This window comes from Marinobacter sp. DSM 26671 (genome assembly GCF_900112835.1).
Lineage (GTDB): Bacteria > Pseudomonadota > Gammaproteobacteria > Pseudomonadales > Oleiphilaceae > Marinobacter > Marinobacter flavimaris.
This window is the reverse complement of record NZ_FONF01000028.1, coordinates 1-17783: the sequence shown is the minus strand read 5'-3', so window position 1 is coordinate 17783 and position 17783 is coordinate 1. Positions and strand designations below refer to the sequence as shown.

Annotated in this window: 18 protein-coding genes and 2 pseudogenes; 2 read left to right on the top strand and 18 right to left on the bottom strand. The window is 57.4% G+C overall.

The window, feature by feature from the left end; genetic code table 11:
* Positions 1–2: 2 nt before the first annotated feature.
* The 4 genes and pseudogenes from BM035_RS20110 to BM035_RS23045 form a co-directional block, all read right to left on the bottom strand.
* Positions 3–491 carry a cytochrome c-type biogenesis protein gene (locus tag BM035_RS20110; protein ID WP_053115063.1) on the bottom strand — a complete coding sequence of 163 codons (489 nt, stop codon included), beginning with the start codon at positions 489–491 and terminating at the stop codon, positions 3–5.
* Positions 482–1003, bottom strand: coding sequence for a DsbE family thiol:disulfide interchange protein (locus BM035_RS20105; protein WP_371915651.1), 522 nt, complete (start codon positions 1001–1003; stop codon positions 482–484). Before BM035_RS20105 ends, BM035_RS20110 begins: the two co-directional genes overlap by 10 nt.
* Positions 1003–2754: pseudogene (locus tag BM035_RS20100) on the bottom strand (heme lyase CcmF/NrfE family subunit); the annotation flags it as partial. The pseudogene BM035_RS20100 and the gene BM035_RS20105, both read right to left, overlap by 1 nt.
* Positions 2685–3041 carry a hypothetical protein gene (locus BM035_RS23045; RefSeq protein WP_254775546.1) on the bottom strand — a complete coding sequence of 119 codons (357 nt, stop codon included), beginning with the start codon at positions 3039–3041 and terminating at the stop codon, positions 2685–2687. The pseudogene BM035_RS20100 and the gene BM035_RS23045, both read right to left, overlap by 70 nt.
* A gap of 31 nt (positions 3042–3072) precedes the next feature.
* On the opposite strand from BM035_RS23045, the gene BM035_RS22480 reads away from it, so the two are divergent.
* Positions 3073–3441 (top strand): hypothetical protein, encoded by a 369-nt coding sequence (locus BM035_RS22480; RefSeq protein ID WP_139216081.1) that lies wholly within the window; start codon positions 3073–3075, stop codon positions 3439–3441.
* 455 nt (positions 3442–3896) lie between these two features.
* Here the strand turns inward: BM035_RS22480 and BM035_RS20085 are convergent, their stop codons facing one another.
* Complete coding sequence (locus BM035_RS20085; protein WP_092034079.1) at positions 3897–4793, bottom strand: cation transporter; 897 nt, start codon at positions 4791–4793, stop codon at positions 3897–3899.
* Between the two features lie 97 nt (positions 4794–4890).
* Here BM035_RS20085 and cadR point away from each other — a divergent pair, with 97 nt between their 5' ends.
* The gene (gene cadR / locus BM035_RS20080) at positions 4891–5295 is read left to right on the top strand and encodes a Cd(II)/Pb(II)-responsive transcriptional regulator (RefSeq protein ID WP_053115060.1); all 405 of its coding nucleotides are present in this window, start codon (positions 4891–4893) and stop codon (positions 5293–5295) included.
* A 140-nt stretch (positions 5296–5435) separates the two neighbouring features.
* Here the strand turns inward: cadR and BM035_RS20075 are convergent, their stop codons facing one another.
* The 13 genes and pseudogenes from BM035_RS20075 to BM035_RS20015 all read right to left on the bottom strand — a co-directional run.
* Positions 5436–6296, bottom strand: coding sequence for a sterol desaturase family protein (locus BM035_RS20075; RefSeq protein WP_053115059.1), 861 nt, complete (start codon positions 6294–6296; stop codon positions 5436–5438).
* A 73-nt stretch (positions 6297–6369) separates the two neighbouring features.
* The gene (locus tag BM035_RS20070) at positions 6370–7125 is read right to left on the bottom strand and encodes a helix-turn-helix domain-containing protein (RefSeq protein WP_075267711.1); all 756 of its coding nucleotides are present in this window, start codon (positions 7123–7125) and stop codon (positions 6370–6372) included.
* A gap of 46 nt (positions 7126–7171) precedes the next feature.
* Positions 7172–7480 carry a TlpA family protein disulfide reductase gene (locus BM035_RS20065; RefSeq protein WP_227507755.1) on the bottom strand — a complete coding sequence of 103 codons (309 nt, stop codon included), beginning with the start codon at positions 7478–7480 and terminating at the stop codon, positions 7172–7174.
* 31 nt (positions 7481–7511) lie between these two features.
* A pseudogene (locus BM035_RS20060) lies at positions 7512–7763 on the bottom strand (IS110 family transposase); the annotation flags it as partial.
* A 232-nt stretch (positions 7764–7995) separates the two neighbouring features.
* Positions 7996–8304, bottom strand: coding sequence for a DUF3240 family protein (locus BM035_RS20055; RefSeq protein ID WP_053115057.1), 309 nt, complete (start codon positions 8302–8304; stop codon positions 7996–7998).
* Positions 8301–11393 (bottom strand): efflux RND transporter permease subunit, encoded by a 3093-nt coding sequence (locus BM035_RS20050; RefSeq protein WP_053115056.1) that lies wholly within the window; start codon positions 11391–11393, stop codon positions 8301–8303. Before BM035_RS20050 ends, BM035_RS20055 begins: the two co-directional genes overlap by 4 nt.
* A gap of 3 nt (positions 11394–11396) precedes the next feature.
* Positions 11397–12497, bottom strand: a complete 1101-nt coding sequence (locus BM035_RS20045) for an efflux RND transporter periplasmic adaptor subunit (RefSeq protein ID WP_053115055.1) — start codon at positions 12495–12497, stop codon at positions 11397–11399.
* On the bottom strand, positions 12490–13701 hold the full coding sequence (locus tag BM035_RS20040; protein WP_175497437.1) for a TolC family protein: 1212 nt from the start codon (positions 13699–13701) through the stop codon (positions 12490–12492). The genes BM035_RS20045 and BM035_RS20040 overlap by 8 nt, the downstream gene beginning before the upstream one ends.
* A 229-nt stretch (positions 13702–13930) precedes the next feature.
* Positions 13931–14323 carry a hypothetical protein gene (locus BM035_RS22470; RefSeq protein ID WP_139216080.1) on the bottom strand — a complete coding sequence of 131 codons (393 nt, stop codon included), beginning with the start codon at positions 14321–14323 and terminating at the stop codon, positions 13931–13933.
* 293 nt (positions 14324–14616) lie between these two features.
* Positions 14617–15192, bottom strand: coding sequence for a TlpA family protein disulfide reductase (locus BM035_RS20030; protein WP_053115052.1), 576 nt, complete (start codon positions 15190–15192; stop codon positions 14617–14619).
* Positions 15193–15248: 56 nt separating this feature from the next.
* Positions 15249–15959 (bottom strand): SCO family protein, encoded by a 711-nt coding sequence (locus BM035_RS20025; RefSeq protein WP_254775545.1) that lies wholly within the window; start codon positions 15957–15959, stop codon positions 15249–15251.
* 36 nt (positions 15960–15995) lie between these two features.
* Positions 15996–16586, bottom strand: a complete 591-nt coding sequence (locus BM035_RS20020) for a protein-disulfide reductase DsbD domain-containing protein (RefSeq protein WP_092034074.1) — start codon at positions 16584–16586, stop codon at positions 15996–15998.
* Between the two features lie 16 nt (positions 16587–16602).
* Positions 16603–17783, bottom strand: a 1181-nt coding sequence (locus BM035_RS20015) for a protein-disulfide reductase DsbD family protein (RefSeq protein WP_139216079.1), incomplete at its 5' end; no start/stop codon positions are given.

The window sequence follows — 17783 nt, the reverse complement described above, 5'->3', positions numbered from 1 at the left end:
AGTCATTCCGATCCCTCACGGTGACGATGAATCAGGGAAGACAGGCGGGTACGCTCCTCCTCGGAGAGCGGCCGCACTCGCCGGTGCCTGCGCGCCCGGACAAACGCAATCACAACCAGGGCGCCTCCTGCTACCAGCGCTGCCGGCAACGCCCAAAGCAGCCACGTTCGCCCGTCAAGGCGCGGATTGTAAAGAACGAACTCGCCAAAACGATTAGCCATGAAATCAAGAATTTCCTTATCCGCACGCCCATCACGAAGCATCATTGCTACCCGCTCCCGCATGTCCGCCGCCACCGGCGAATCGGAACTGTCGATGGCTTGAGCATCACATTTAGGGCACCGCAACGACGCCGTAAGGTCGCGATAACGCTCCGCCATCACCGGATCCTCGAAATGACGCGCATCGATTGCCGTGTCCGCCACCGACTGGAACGAAGCCAGCAAAAACACGATGACCACACAGCAACGGCTCTTTCGGTTTAGCGCCATTTCTCTACCTCCGCCATGACTTCATCCACCTGGGCGGGCGTTATGTACCCGACGTGCTTGTATCGAACGATACCGTTTGCGTCGACCAGAAAGGTTTCGGGCACGCCATACACGCCAAGCTCGAAACCCAGGTCGCCGGCAGGATCGAAGATGTTGACCTCGAAAGGTTTTCCAAACTCTTCAAGAAATTGTCGCCCCAGGTCACGTGTGTCTTTGTAGTTGATGCCCACCATCTGAATGCCGCGTTCGGAGAGCGCCAGTAGCTGGGGCATTTCCTCCTTGCAGGTCGGGCACCAGGACGCCCAGACATTGACCAGAGACATCTGCCCGCGAAGCAGGGATTCATCCACCTCGGTATCAGGGTCCTCCAACGTTGGGAGCGTGAACGCGGGAAACGCCTGACCTATCAGGGCCGACTCGCGAGCACTCGGGTCCAACGAAAGCCCCCGGTACAAAAAGAAGGCCAGGCCAAGAAACACCACAAACGGAAGCATCAGCAACAGGCGGCGCATCATGCGCGAACCTCGCGCGCCGGCCTCACCGATTCCCGGTCAGCGGCGGCGGCACGGCGGCGACGGTAGCGACGGTCTGCCACGGCCAGCACGCCCCCGGAGGCCATCAGCAGCGCACCCAGCCAAAGCCAGCGTACGAAGGGCTTGACCTGTAGGCGCATTGCCCAGCTGCCGTCGTCCAGTTCCTCCCCCATGGCCACGTAAAGGTCCCGCAACAGGCCGGGGTCGAGTGCGACATCGGTCATCGGCTGCCCTCGGGCAATATACAGGCGCTTTTCTGGGTACAAGGTGGTGACAATCCGGCCTTCACGGGCAACCTCGATGGCCGCCGTGTCAGCAAGGAAGTTGGGTCCCCGACGCTCGCCCAGTTCGGTCAGAGTAAAATCGTACCCGCCCAGATCTACCTGCTCACCGATATCAAGCCGCACATTACGCTCCATGGCGTAGTTCGACACCATCACCACGCCCACGATGGTGACGGCCAGGCCCACGTGGCCGACCACCATGCCCCAGTATGAAGGGGTCAACTTACGCAATCCGGCCAGCGCAGAGGACGCATTGCGGACTTTATCAAACAGGTCGCGCACCAACGCCAGTACTATCCACAGGGCCGCCACCATCCCCAGCGCCACGGCGACATTCCACTGGCCGTTGTAAAGAAACGGTATCGATACCGCAATCGCCAGTGCGGCCAGACCCGCCCCCAGTAGTCGCCGGAACAGCTCGCGACCGGGCATCTGCTTCCAGCGTGCGACCGGCCCCAGCCCCATAAAGGCACAAAGCATGACGGTCAGTGGCACGAACAGGCTATTAAAGTAAGGCGCGCCGATACTGATTTTGCCCAGCCCGAGTGCATCCAGGATCAAGGGGTACAGCGTGCCCATCAGGACCGTGATCGTCATGATGACCAGCAAAATATTGTTGATCAGTAACAGTGCATCCCGGGAAAGCCAGCTAAAGCCCGCATTGGCGCTCATTCGCGGCGCCCGTAGCGCAAAGATCAACAGCGAGACGCCGACCGTTATTCCCAGCAACGCCAGAATGAAGAGCCCCCGTGACGGATCATTGGCAAAGGCATGAACTGAGGTCAGTACCCCTGAACGCACCAGGAAGGTGCCCAGTAACGAGAGTGAGAACGTGAAAATCGCCAGCAGTGCCGTCCAGCTCTTGAACGTGCCGCGTTTTTCCGTGACCGCCAGTGAATGTATCAGCGCTGTCCCGCTCAGCCAGGGCAGGAGCGATGCATTTTCCACCGGGTCCCAGAACCACCAGCCTCCCCAACCCAGTTCATAGTAGGCCCACCAGCTACCCAGAGCGATGCCGAGGGTCAGAAAGGCCCAGGCAATGTTGGTCCACGGCCGAACCCAGCGCGTCCAGGCCGCATCCAGACGCCCTTCGATCAGCGCAGCGATGGCAAAAGCAAAGACCACTGAAAAACCCACATAGCCCATGTAAAGCATCGGCGGATGGATGATCAGGCCAACATCCTGCAACAACGGATTCAGATCGGCACCGTCGGCGGGCATGCCCGGCAACAGGCGATCAAAGGGGCTGGACGTAACGACGATGAAAAGCAGGAACCCTGCGCTGACGACACCCAGAACTCCCAGAACCCGTGCCAGCATATCCCGTGGCAACTGGCGGGAAAACAGACTGACGGCAAAGCCCCATCCACTGAGAATCAGACTCCATAACAGCACCGAGCCTTCTTTTTGGCCTCTTCGTTGGGTGGCGTTGTAGTGCTGGTGCCATCTTGGCTTTTCTTTCCGTGCCCCGTCGTGGCCACTTTGTTGTTGTCGGTGAGTTGTGGCGGTTCGGTTGGGCTCAGGATCTCGTCGAGATTGCGCTTGGTGCTGTGCGGTTGGGTCTGCATCTGCCGTCTTTTCTTGGCGGCGTGTGTCGTCTCTCCGGTTGGGCCCGTTCGCTTGGGGTCGGGTTTTGGATGGTTCATTCCGTACCGGTCGGCGACCACCTTCTGGTTTTGTGCGGGTAGGGGTTTCTTGGGCGTGTTGGGTTGGGTTTTCTGGGTTTCCTTCACCTATTGGTTATGGTTTTTGAGGTGTTGGTTGGTGAGCCCGCTCCGCTTCCCGCTGCGGCTTTCTCTCTTGTTTTTGCGCTTGTTGGCGGGTCCGGGGTCTGTGGTGTGTCTGGTGGTGTCGTCGGTGGGGTGTGCGCTCTTTGGGGTCTTGTTTTGTGCGCGCCGGTCCTGTGATTGCATGTTTGCCTTTGTTGCTGTCCCGGTGCGTTGGGGCTTTGTTTTTGTCGGTTGGCTTGTGCTCGTTTCTTTCTCGTTTGCTTTGGTTGTGGTTGTTGGTTTTTCTGGGCGGATGCTTTCGTTTCAGTCGGCTTTTCTTTGCGGGCTTTTTTCTGATTTTTGTTCGCCTGGTCCCTTTTGGTTGGGGTTTTTGCTGGATTTTTCGGTTCTGGTCGTGACCTAGCTGATCCTTGTGTTGCCGCGGGGGATGGTTGTGTCGGGTGGGTTGGGTTTTGTCGATTTCCTTGATTGCGTCTTTATGTGAGTGGAGTGGGTCGCCTGGGCCCGCGATCTGCTTTCCATCGGGTTTGGCGTGGTCGTGCTTAGGCTTGGGGTGTGCGCGGTGGTTTGTGGTCTGGGGGGGGGTTTAGTCGTCGGGGTGTTCAGTCCGCATGGGCCAGTTGTCTCGCCTGTGCTCATGAAGTTTCGTTTTTCCCTTGGTGGATGGGCCGGTGGGCTGGGTGGGGCTTTGTTGTTGTTGGCATGTCCTCGTTTCATTCTCGTTTTCTTTGGCGTTGGTTCTTGGTTCGTCATTGCCTGCTGTATCCTTCATTTTACCTTTTGGTTCGATGCCTTTATCGGGCCGGAAATAGCCAGCAGGCCGTACTGCAAGCGTTTCTTGGCAACGATGGACATTGTTTAACCCTTAAGCGCCAGGATGCGCCTGGCACCGTTGAGTACGATAATCCCCGCGATGCTGCCGATTATCAGGTCCGGATAATTGGAGCCAGTCCATGCGACCAGGGCGCCAGCGGTAATGACCCCTAGATTGATGACCACATCGTTGGCTGAGAATATCCAGCTCGCCTTCATGTGGGCACCGCCCTCCCGATGTTTGGATATCAGCAGCAGACAGGTGGTGTTGGCGATCAATGCGATGAACGCAATCCCCATCATTGCCAGCGACTCCGGCTCACTGCCGAAGACAAAGCGCCTCACCACCTCTGCGAGTGCGCCCACAGCCAGTATCAGTTGGAGTACGCCCGCGAGATGCGCCGCACGCACCTGCATTTTCACGCTGTGCCCAACCGCATACAGGGCGAGCCCATACACGGCCGCGTCGGCGAAATTGTCCAGGGATTCTGCAATCAGTCCGGTGGAGTGGGCGATCAGGCCGGCCGTCATTTCCACCGCAAACAGGACGGCATTGATACCGAGCAACCAACGCAGGGTGCCGGACTCCTGCTCGGCCGAGATAGCCGTACCCCCGAGCGCCTTGATTGATTCAGGGTCGGCAGCGGCCGTTTCCTGAAGCGAAGCTCCCAGCCCGAGGGTCGCCAGCTTCGCGGTGATAGGCTCAGCCTCGCCATCGTGCACAACCTTCAACCGCCGATCAGACAGGTCGAAGGACAGCCCGCGAATGTCTTCAAAACCATTCAGGGCCAGTCGAATCATCCGTTCCTCCGAAGGACAATCCATCTTCGGTACGGTATACACACTGATCCAGTTGCCGGACGCTTCAGAGGCCTCCGACCCGGCGTTACCCTCGGCGGACGATGCGTCGCAGCCACAGGCGTCTTCACAGGATTTACTCATGATACGGCTCCACTTGAGTATTGTCGGATTATGATTTAAAACCATATAGCCACTATAAGGTCAATAGAGCAGATACCATTTGTTGAGGAGACACCCGATGCGCATTGGTCAGTTGGCGCGGTCCGTAGGGGTTGACACCCAGACCATCCGTTTCTATGAGCGAGAGGGCTTGTTACCACCGCCGGATCGTCAGGACAACGGCTACCGTATTTACACCGAACGGCATGTTGAGCGACTGGCCTTTATCCGGCGCTGCAGAATACTCGAGCTGTCACTCGCTGAAATTCACGAGTTACAGCGTTATCAGGGCGCGCCCCATCAGCCTTGCAGGGTCATCAACACCTTGCTTGATGATCACCTCGCTCATGTACGGTCTCGGATAACCGATCTGCAGGTACTGGAGAAACAACTCACGTCGTTGAGAGCGAGTTGCAACGATGATCGGGACATTGGAGCCTGTGGGGTTCTCGAAGGGCTCAGTGAAGAAAGCATACAGCAGTAGCCTGAGGCATTTATGCCAAGTATTGGGGTAACCAGTGTGGGCGAATCAATATACTTGCGCAGATGTTGAAAATCCGCTTCCTGGCAGATCTTTTCGACAACACGGAGCCTGAGTAGCCGGCAGATGGAGCAAGCACCTCATCATCTCCTGTTTCGTTGAAAAGGCTGCATCAACTGTTGCCAGTAGTTCGTTGGGTAATTCGGCTCTGAAGCAATACCGAGATCTTTAGCGCCGATCGTTCGCTCGGAATCGAAGTAAGCCGTGCCTAAAAAGCGATCAGTCAAGGTTGTAAAAAGCCCGAAGTTCACATCACCCTCTTTTGCCGTATTCAAATGATGGAAACGATGCACGGAGTTGATTGCGAGAACCTTTTTCAGCGGTCCGGTAAAATACGCTACATTCGAGTGTTGCAGTAGCAACTGAAATACGACTGCAACCACCAACAACATCAGGACATTCTGTGGTACTCCTATAATGAGTAATGGTGTCGTCCCAGCAACTGTTTCTATAAATTGATGCAGTGGATGTTTCATGAGCCCATTAAAGCCGTACAACCGTTTTACGCTGTGATGAACGGCATGTAGGCGCCACAGCAACCGGAGGCGATGACTGGCAAAATGCGCCAGGGTGATACCAATATCAGAAATGAGGATTGCCAACAGCAACTGGAAAAGCAGTGGCCAACTGGAAGGCCAGATCGGTGCCAAAACGAGCAATCCTGCAATTAATGGGAGTACAGCTATGCCAATAACATTAAGCGACTCGTTCATGAGTGCATGGAGCACATCGCGCCGCTGATCCCGTTGAGGCTCATTAAACGCCCGATCATAGGGGATAAGTCTTTCAGTGGCGAAAGAAATCCCTATAAACACCAGGATCAACAACCCCAGCCAACCGGCGTTGAAGTCTTCGGCAACGAGATAGACAGCAACACCATTACCCACGAGCAAAAACAACGGCAAATACAAAAGCCTAACCAACCACATTACGTTACGGATCATTCCAACAGCCCTCGCTAACTAGAGCGTTCAGCATCTCATGGATGCACGCAGCCGAATTGAACGAAAGAGCTGATTATTCGGATAAAAGCCGTTGAATAACCGTTGGGGAAACGCCAAATGCCTCAGTAACAGACCTGCAGAAATGGGCTTGATCAGAAAATCCCGAAGCAATTGCTGCATCAGTGAGTGACATCTCGCGCGATAACTCAAACCCGGTTAATAGCTTTAACCACTTTCTATAGCTGCGCAAAGGTAAACCGGTACATTCGGTAAACCAGTGGGAAAAATGGCTTGGAGACAGGCAAACCATTTTTGCCAACTCGGCTCGTGAGACTGATCGCCCCCCCGATGCTTCGGCATTCAATGCTTCTAAAACGTCGCTCAACCTACTCTTTGGACCAGATGGCTTACTACCCCGGTATTGTCGCTCGAAAGCTTTCAGTGCAATTAACAGATTTTCGGTGCCAGTAAAGCGAGACAAGCACTCCGTAATGAAATCCTCATCGAGTGCCCGGATGGATCGCTTCGACGGATTTTTGATGTAAGGCAGTAGAACATTGCAGACATCAAGGTTTGGATCGATGTAAATACACAGTACCCTGGACAGTTTTAATTGATGAGTAACTCCAGCTGGTATCCATAACCCCCTTCCCTCGCATCGTGTTTCACCGGACATGACTTCAACGCTTGCGTCTAAACCGATCACGATTTGATGAGCCCAATGCCTGTGGGGCTTATTGTCTCCCGACTCTCCATGGAAGGCACCCATGCCTGGCTTTATCGCTACGGAGCCAAGCCATGGGTTCAATAAAGTCTTTGTTTTGGTCATTGCCTCATCTCTGCAAAGACAGACTTTCAGTCGGAGTGACCCTCGGTCAGTTCCAAGCCTCGTCAATGGTGCGGGTCATCAAATCCACCATGGCCGGACTGTCCCATTCCGCGGCACCGACCAGGCGGCCAATTTCGCGACCGTCATGATCAATCAGCAGCGTTGTAGGAACACCTTCTATGCCTAGCGTTGAGGTCGCCATTGTCGACGGATCAATATACTGGCGAAGATGTTGGATGCCGGTTTTCCGGTAGAATTTTTCAACAACGCTGATGCCTGCGTGGTCAACGGACAGCGCAACCACTTCAAAATGCTCGCCGCCCAGTTGAGCCTGAAGTGAGTCCAGCGTCGGCATTTCCTCTGCTGACGCGCTTGCGTTCCTGAGCCTTCATGTCATCACGCGCCCGGGTCAGATCGCGCATGGCTTCCTGTTCGTTATCAGGCACCCAGACCGGCGTCAGGTCGCCCCTGCGAGCCAGGCGCGCCAGCTTCAGAGCATCGCGCCGACCGGTCTTGATTCGCTCCCCGGGCGCCTTCGGAATACGCGAGGGCGCCACCACCTGAGCATCATGGCCGCTGGCGAGCAATTGACGATACAGGCCGTAACCACAGGGACCGGCCTCATAGACAAACTGCAACAGGCCGCCGGATCGACAGCAGAAGCGGCGGTGTGAAATGAAACGGATTCAGCGTTAAACTCTGTCATGACTTGCCCTCCTCAATGTGGCTCTGTCTAAGGGTTGTTTACCCACTCCCCAACGATAACCCACGAACGTTGAGGGTGGGCAGGTCAAAACATCATGTCTAAGAGGGATCTTAGCCTCTTCTTAAGATCCCTCTTCTTACTCAGGTAGGTTTCAGCGATCTAAATCACAGGTGTCCTCCATCTTCCACAGGTATTGTCCAATACACGCCTTGGCCGGTCACAGTGTTTTCCGCCTGTCGAAGCGCCTCCAGTACGACACTTACATCCGCGTCATCAAGCAGGATATCCACCCGCACCCGCGGTGTGTAACCAACCACTTTATCACGTGCCGAGAGAAACGGATCGCGTTCCACCTGAGCCCCGTGCCCTTCCACATGGCTGAACGTAAAGCCGGATACCTCGCTCAGGGTTCGCAGTTGATCGCCCAATTCCTGCTGGGTATTGGCATGCACAATAAGCGTCAGAATCTTCACGCGTGGTCCTCCGTTGTGGGCTGAGCGAGGCGTCGCTGCGCCCGCCCTTCTATCCAGGCATATAAGGTAGGAAGCAGCACCAGTGTGAGCAGCGTCGACGTGAACAGTCCGCCGATCACCACGACCGCCAGCGGGCGCTGCAACTCTGAGCCCGGCCCGGTCGCCGTCAATAGCGGCACCAGACCCAGGCTGGCGATTAATGCGGTCATGAGCACCGGTCGCAACCTGCGCTCGGCGCCTTCCTGCACAGCCTGGAGCAGAGTTCTCCCGGCTTCACGCAACTGGTTGAAGTAAGTCACCATCACCACTCCGTTGAGCACCGCCACACCGAACAGGGTGATGAACCCCACGGAGGCCGGCACTGACAGGTACAGCCCTGACAGATACAGGCTGACGACGCCGCCGATCATGGCGAACGGAATGTTGAGGATGATCAAACCGGCCTGGCGCAGGGATCGGAACGTGATGAACAGCATCACGAAGATCAGCGCGATGGCAATCGGCACCACCAACGCCAGACGGGCCGCAGCGCGCTGCTGGTTCTCGAACTGCCCACCATAGGTGACGTAGTAACCTGTCGGCAATTGCACCTCACGTTCCAGGGTGGCACGAACCTCTTCTACGAACCCCACCATATCACGACCTTCGACGTTGGCCTGCACCACTACCTGGCGCTTGGCCGACTCCCGGGTGATCCCAACCGGCCCATCGACTTCTCGGATTGCGGCCACGCTGTCGAGGCGAATCTTTTCCCCAGCGGGCGTTTCCACTCTTAGCGCCGCGATATCGTTCGGCGACGTGCGCGCCTGTTCCGGATAACGCAACAACACACCAACGCGTCGGTTGTCTTCGATTACCTCAGTGACAACCCGGCCGCCGACGGCAATTTCCACAAGCTGGTTGATATCCTCGATATTAATGCCGAATCGGGCAATGGCCTGGGGATCAATCTCAACCTGCAGATAGGTTTGGCCTGACAACGGAGCGCGAAAGACATCGACCGCCCCGGGAATGTTATTGATGAGCATTTCGATCTGTTTGGACTTTTCCTTCAGTACCTTCAGATCATCGCCGTACAACTTGATGGCCATCGCGGCCCGCACGCCGGTCAACATCTCGGAGACCCGCATGTCGATGGGCTGAGTGAAGGCGTAGTCGATGCCGACGAAGCGATCGAGTTTCTCGCGCAACCGCTCCTGAAACTCCTCCAGACTCACCGTCCACTGGTCCCTTGGTTTGGTGATGAGAAAATTATCGGTTTGATACAAACCCATGGGGTCCATACGCAGCTCGTCGGCGCCGGTGCGGGACACCACGCCGGTGACCTCCGGCAGCTCCATCATGGCCTTTTGATAGGGCTCGTCAAGCGCCAGGGAACGCTCCAGCGAGATGCTGGGCAGCTTTTCGATGATGACCACCGTGGTACCTTCGTCCATGACCGGCATGAACTCCTTCCCAATCAGGGGAAACAGCAGGGCGGCGCCGAGCAGTAGCATCAATGCGCCGCCCACGGCCGTCTTGAGGTGGCGCAGCGCCCAGCGCATGACCGGCACATAGCCGTGCTTCAACAACTTCAACACCCGGCTGTCTTCCTCAGCGCCACCCCGCATCAACAGGCTGGCCATCACCGGAATGACCGTCAGCGACAGGAGCAGCGAGCCGATAAGGGCGAAAGCGATAGTCACCGCCAGCGGCGTAAACATTTTGCCTTCTAGGCCGGACAGGCTGAACAAGGGCAGAAATACCACAATGATGATCAGCACGGCAGAGATCACTGGCGTAGCCACCTCTAGCGTCGCGCGGTAGATCAGATGCAGACGATCAACCCCCTTGGGCGCCTGGCTGAGTCGCGCATGAGTGTTCTCGACCACCACCACCGCAGCATCCACCAGGATACCGATGGCAATCGCCAGCCCGCCGAGAGACATGAGATTGGCGCTGACACCAAACAGACGCATCATCACGAAAGTGAACAGCACCGACAACGGCAAAATTAGCGCCACGGTCAGGGCGGCGCGTAAATTGCCGAGCATGACTATCAACACCAACAGCACCAGGACCACAGCCTCGCCAAGCGCTTTTTCCACCGTCCACACCGCCTGGCTGACCAACTCGGAGCGATCATAGAACGGCACAATACGTACACCTTCGGGTAACGTCGCCTTGAGCGCCTCGAGCTCATGCTTGACGCCTTCGACCATGGTCCGGCTGTTGGCGCCCCGGCGCAGCAGCGCCAGGCCGGTCACCACCTCGCCCTCGCCATCGGCGGTGACCGCGCCGTAGCGGGTCATGGAGTTGATGCGGACCGTGGCCACATCAGTGACGTGCACCGGGACGCCATTACGGCTGGCCACGGTGATGCTGCGGATATCCTCCATATCCAGTAGTTGCCCCACGGTACGCACCAACAGCACCTCGTCGTTACGGTTGATGCGGTCCCCGCCGGCATTGCGGTTATTGGCTTTCAGTGCGCGTTCCAAGTCATCAATTGCCAGGCCGTGGGCCAACAGCGCCTCGGGATCGGCAACGACTTCGAACACCTTGACTTCGCCGCCCAGGGAATTGACGTCGGCTACGCCCTCCACGGTGCGTAGGCGCGGACGGATCACCCAGTCCTGGATACTACGCAGTTCCCGGTTGCTGTAGCCCTCGCCCTCAACCCGATACATGTATCCCTCGCTCAACGGCGTGGTGATGGGCCCCAATCCGCCCTCCACCCCGGCGGGCAGTTCGCCCCAGACCTGATTGAGGCGTTCGGCCACCTGCTGGCGTGCCCAGTAGATGTCGGTGCCGTCCTCGAAGTCGATAGTGATGGAACTCAACGCGTATTTGGTGGTGGAGCGCAGCACGGTCTGACGCGGCAGGCCCTGCATCTCCCTTTCAATCGGAAAGGTAATGCGGCTTTCCACCTCGGTGGGCGACAGGCCCGGTGCCTTGACGATCACCAATACCTGGGGCGAGGCGATATCGGGGAAGGCATCGATGGGAAGCGTGCGAAACGCCCATACCCCACCGACAATCAGTGCAGCGGCCAACAGCAGTATCATTAGCCGCTGGATCAGGGAAAAACGAATCAATGAAGCGATCATGGCTTACTCACCCCCCTGGTACTGCCAGTGGGATTTGAGCTCGGCCACGCCGCCGCTAACGATCTCGGAATTCGCCTCAATGCCGCCGCGCACCGCAATCCAGCCTTCCGACTCCAGCCCGATCTCGATCGGCGTTGGCGCATAGCGCCGTGGGCCCAGCACCTTGAACAGGTAGGCCTGCTCACCCACCCGGAACACGGCGCTGGCGGGCACCATGAGTCCTCGATAGGCCACACCGGTCAGGGTCACGGTGGCGTACATGCCGGGTCGCAACTGGCCGTCCGGGTTATCGACCACGATGCGTCCGCCCAGGGTTTGACTTTGCCGGTCCACCTCAGCCGCAAGCGATTGCAGGCGGCCACGGTATTCACGCCCGGGACTGGCCTGTACCTGGACCGTGGCCTCCGCACCCGGTTTGATCTCAGATAAGTTGGCGACAGGGATGCGTACCTCGGCCCACAGGCTGGACAGGTCGTCCACGTGAAAGGCGGTCTGCCCAGCGGTTATCAACTGACCTGACTCGATCTCGACCCCGGTGACCATCCCATCGATAGGACTGGTCAACTCGAACTCCGCCAGGCGGTCCGGTTTCTGCGCCAGGGCCTGTATCTGCCGATCAGACAGGCCGGCAAGCGACAACAAGCGACGCCGCGCATCCAGCGTGGCGCGGGCGCTCTTGTATTCACTGTCCACTTTGAGCCAACGGCTTTCGGCGACGATGCCGTCTTTCCACAAGCCTTCGATACGGGCGCGCTCGGCGCGCGCCAGTTCGAAGCGGGCCAACGTTTCCAGATAGTCGGCCTGCGCCTGGCCCAGGCTGTTGCTGCGCAGGCGGGCCAGCACCTGCCCCTTGCGCACTGCCTCGTTCTCCACCGCCAGCAGTTCGGTCACCATGCCGTCCACGACAGGGGTGACACGATTGCTCTTGCGCCGGTCGGCAGTGAGGGTGCCGGTCAGTTTCAGACGCGGCTTGAGCTCGCGGGTAGTTACGGTGGTGGTCGTAAGCCCGGCGCTGGTCAACTGCTCCTGGGTCAGCTCCAGTTCAGCGGCCGGCGCCAGCGCCGGAATCAGCAGGAAAAACAGTGTGGCTAGTAGCTTATTCATTGTCAGTATCCTGTTCAGTGAGGACAAGGGCACGACCAGCCGCCAGGCGCAAATCTGCAGCCTCCAGCCAGGCCTTTTGCAGCAGCTCCAAATAGCGTTCATGGGCGTCAAAATAGGTGTTGTTGGCATCGATTACCGAGAGAATTTCCACCTCACCGTTGGCGTATGCCTTGCGCGTCAGTTCGAATACTTTTTGCGCAGGCTGGAAAACTCGCGCGCGGTAATGCTCACCCTGCTTAATGAGCTGATTCAGATTCAAAAAACTCCGCTGCAAGCGACTATCCAAATCCCGTTCCAGCGCCTGTAGCTCCGACTGGCCCTCAATTACTTGTGACCGGACTTCTCCAATGCGACCGCTGTTTCGGTCCCAGAGAGGTATGGTGATACCCAGGCCGATTCCAGTGACATCCTGACGGCGTCCGTTTAGTAAATCCTGCTCACGAAACACCCGCAGGCTGATATCTGGCAAACGCTCAGCACGGGCCAAGTCCACACCTGATCGCGCTGCCTCGACTCGGTGTTTCGCGGCGAGCAGCGCCGGATGATTCGCCAGACCAGCCTGCAACTGCTCCAGCCCGTGGACGGGGCCAAACGGTTGAAGGGAAGTCAATCGAGGTGTCGTCTCTCCGGGTAGCTCCAAGTAGACGCGAAATCTGCTGAGCGCTTCATTGTATGCGCCTTCTGCACTATTTAATTCCTGTTGCGCGGCTTCCCGGATCAGATCCATGCGCAAGCGCTCCAGGTCAGAAAGCTCACCGGCCTGAGCGCGTCGGCGCCCGGTGTTCTGCAGGTCATCGGCAAGTTGCAAGCGTTCCTCCGCCAGGCGAAGGCGCTCCCAAGCCAACTGCAAGCTGTGATAGCGCTGCGCTACCTGGGTTTCCAGACGAATCTTTTGATAGCTCTGTTCGGCCCGGGCAGCGTCCAGTCCCGCCCCGGCAACCGCCTTCTGGTACCCGATACGACCACTCAGTGGCAGCGGCTGGCTGATCGCAAACTGGGTGAAATCAGTACCTCCGGTGCCCGCGTCCTTGCCAATACTGTCGTCGGCACGCAATTCGATCTGCGGGTTCGGCCACACACCGGCCTGTTGCAGAGCACCCCGGCGGGCATTGACAGTCGCCTGCGCACCACGAATTTCCGGCGCAATCTCAACCGCACGCCGGATACTGTCTTCCAGTGTCCATATACCCTGCGATTGACCCATGACCGATACCGACGCAGTACAAGACAGCAGGAACCACAGCACCACCGCTCGCCGATTTTTTCGGCGCGCCAAGAAAAAAACATTGAACATTATCCACTCCTAAGCGCTGCGTCGGTGATACGACACGCGCGCAAAAGCATCCAAGATAAAAAGCCATGCGGCATTGCTAATGCACAGACCAATACTAAGTCTCTGCAGGCAAAACCATCTAAAGGGAAGTCTCAGATTCTCAGAGAGGGGGCGCGCGCAGAGGCGGCCTTAGACTGAAAGGGGAAGAAAGAAACCTTGTATGGCGATAGAGGCGCCACAATACCTGAGAGCAAAATCGTCTCGGCAGAAGTAGAATCACTGCCGCAAACAGGGCGAGGACCATCGACCCAAGCGGCAGTTTTTTCAGGGCTCCTTGTTGAGACAGGTCGATGTGACCCACTTCGTCAGGATGTTTCTTGCCCGAAGCACCGTAGTCGACGTGGCTTTGATCCTGATGCACATGTTCCGACGTGGTCGGCTCATGATCGTAGGTATGCATATGCAATCGCGCGCCTTGGATGAAGACCAGGGCGACAGCCAAATACGTTACCCAGAAAATTTTCTTGAGCGTGGTTAATTGCGATCGATGCATAGGATCGGATAATACCCATTCTCCCAATGCCAGGCAACAGATTAGTCTCCAGTTTCAATCTTCTACCCCGGATTTCTCATAAAGAGGTAAAAGGAAGCGGCTGAACGAGCGGTTATTCCAATCCAGCGGAATCAATTCAATAAATTCTTTATCATGGTCATTGCCTCTGCAAAGACAGACTTTCAATATATATGACTTGACCTTGAATTAATCGCCTGGCCAAAGCTGAATCGCCCGAGCCAACTTTAAGGTCAAGGCGTTTGTTGCAGACGTCCAGTCGGACTGACCATCGGTCAGTCTGGAACCCCGTCAATGGTACGGGTTATCAAATCCGCTATGGCCGGGCTGTCCCATTCCGCGGCACCGACCAGGCGGCCAATTTCGCGACCGTTGTGATCAATCAGCAGCGTTGTAGGAACACCTTCTATGCCCAGTGTTGAGGTCGCCATTGTCGACGGATCAATATACTGGCGAAGATGTTGGATGCCGGTTTTCCGGTAGAATTTTTCAACAACGCTGATGCCTGAGTGGTCAACGGACAGCGCAACCACTTCAAAATGCTCGCCGCCCAGTTGAGCCTGAAGTGAGTCCAGCGTCGGCATTTCCTCACGGCAGGGTGCGCACCAGGTCGCCCAGATATTGAGCAAAATCACCTTGCCCTGAAAGTCAGCCAGTGTCAGCGGTCTGCCGTTTTCGTCTTCAAAAGCCAGCTCGGGCAGAGTGCGAGGGGACTCCCAGATCAGGAACCCCTGGGGCCCCACGGACTTCGGAACCTTCCCTGCAGCCATAACTGGAGCGGCTATGGAAATAGCAAGCGCGAAAAGGACTACGGCGATTCCCCGGGCGGCGGATATGCGCTGGTGACTCATTAGACATTTCTCCTGATTACAGTGGTCGGTTTGCTGCCGGCATGGTGCCCCACGCGTTACTCGCTCTGTAGCAACGCTTCAATGCGCCCGTGCAGCCGGCCCCAGAACCCATCACCGGCTGCCGCGTTGGGGCCTTTGGCAATGGCCGTCAGGTAGGTCACCAGGTGTTCAGGCTTGAATTTTAATCCATGGAACCGGGCCCGCATCTGACCTTCCGGGTCAATCACGTGGGTTACCACGCCATGGACCTGTACACCCTCACCCGTATCCCTGAACTGAACGCCGTAGGCCTTGGCGAGCTCCGACGTCAACCCGGGCGATTCGCCTTCGCCCCGGTACAGAAAGTGCCAATTATCGGGGTTCAGGTCGAAATTGTCGCCATACGCGCGCATGTTGTCCCGGGTACCGGCAATATCCTCGCGATCAGTGGCAATGGTGATGAACACCACCTCTTCACTCAGCCCTTCTTCTTCAACCCCGGTTTGCAACTGCCGTATCAGGTTCATATGAAAAGGGCAGGCCTCGGTACAGCGCGTGTAGAGAAAATTGAGCACAACGGTTTTGCCGTTTAAGTCGGCAAGGGAAAGGGTATTGCCATCAACGCCTGTAAGATCAAATTCAGGGGCCGGCTGATCCACAAACTGGGCATACCGCTCTTTCTCGTTCAACGAGGCCTCCACATCCTCCATGGAATGGGCCATGGCATTGGTGCTGACCAGGGCAATCACGGCAATCAGGAATACTCTGAATAAGCTGTTCACAGTCATTCTCCATTTGAGTTGTTTTCCGAAGGGAGTCCCGGTTTATTGTGGCTTGATATCGTCCAGATTCAGCGCAACGGGCAGGTCAGCTGGTGCCAGGCAAACGCCCTCATCACTGCAGGCCTGTACCCGTACTGTCATGTCAAGCCTGCCTGCTTCTTTCAGCGCGGCGGTCTGTTTTTCGTCTGGCAGCAGCCGAATACTCGCACCGTCGTCGTACACCTCCAGGGCGGTGTCACCCAGCACAATGTCACTGACCCGGCCGCGCGGGTACTCCGTCGGAATATCGAGCGACTGGCCGCCAGCCGAAGACTTGGCGACGGTGGGGATCAGAAACTCCATGGAGGCTGGATTCGCATTCACGTGCCAGCCCGGTTCAATGTCCAGTGTCAGAACGATTTCACCGGTCTCCCCTATCAGGGCTTTGCCGCCTTCCGCAAGATTGAGGCGGACCTTATCGGAAGAATCTGCCAACCCCGTGCGGGCAACTGGCGCCTGGGGGTCGGAACTGGCTTGTTCAGGCTGGGCTGAGCCAGGGGCCTTTCCGGAATTGGTACCGATCAACATGAACGCCGCGATCGCGATCAGAAAAACCGCTATGCCGGTCAGCAATACTTTGGCTTGGGTTGTCATGGTTCATCTCCAGTATCTAGGGTTGTGAATTCTCGGTGCGGTTGATCGCCTCGACCAGGCTGTCGGTATCAAAGAGCCCAGTGAAACGGGCGACAACGGTGCCGTCAGCGTCAAAAATCGCCGCAAAAGGCAAAGCTTGCCCACCCGTCGCGGTTAACAATGCGTCTTTTTCGGGATCGCTTGCTGTCACATCCACCTGAATCGGCACCATGCCGGCCCGCGCTACGGCTTCAGCCACAGCGGGCTCTTTATACACGGTGCGCTCCAGGACCTTGCAGTTGATGCACCAATCGGCAGTGAACTCCAGCAAATACGGCGTGCCACGGGCTTTTGTGTCCGCCAGGAGTTCTGCGGAGTAGGGCTGCCAGACAAGTTCGTCTTCGCCGCTGCCCAACGGAGATGCGAATACCACTGTCACCGCAAGGGCAAGGCCTGTCGCCGTTGCAGTGATCACGCGAACGGCACCGCTCCCCTGAACGAAACGACGGAGACCCCAGACCAGCACCAGCGCCAGCCAGGCCCACCACAGCCAGGGGTATACCGCTTTGGGCACCAGGCTCGCGCTGAAAAAGACGGCGGCGGCCAGCAATATCAGCGCGAGCACTTCACGAATGGCCAGGGTCCAGGGGCCCGCCTTGGGCAACCGGCTCAGCCACTCGGGCCTGAGCATCAGTACCGCGTAGGGCAACGACAGCCCCAGCCCGATACTGCCGAATATCCCCATGATGACCGGTGTCGGCTGGGTAACGGCAAAGGCCAGAACGCCACCGAGGAATGGTCCTGCGCAGGGCGCGGCCAGAATCGCACTCAACAGCCCGGATACATAGGCTTCAAAGTAACGCCGGCCATGCGCCGAGGCGGCGAATGTCGGGACGGGGATGGGCAGATCGAGCCAGGTAATCACCGCAAACCCGACCATTAACGCAACCAGGACGGCCACGAATAGCGTTGACTGGAACAATGTGCCCCAGTTCCACTGCAGCAGTGCGGTCAGGCCGCCCAGCGTCAGGAAAAAGGTGAGTGTTCCGGCCGTGAATGCCAACGCGGCCAGCACCCGATGGGACCTCTGGCCGCCCGCCTCCCGCAGGATGGTCCGGACCTTGATGGGGATCGCGGGCAGCACGCAGGGCGTCAGGTTCAGCAGTAGACCTGCCATAACCGCCATCATGATCTGGCCGGCAATGAGTAATGAGGGCA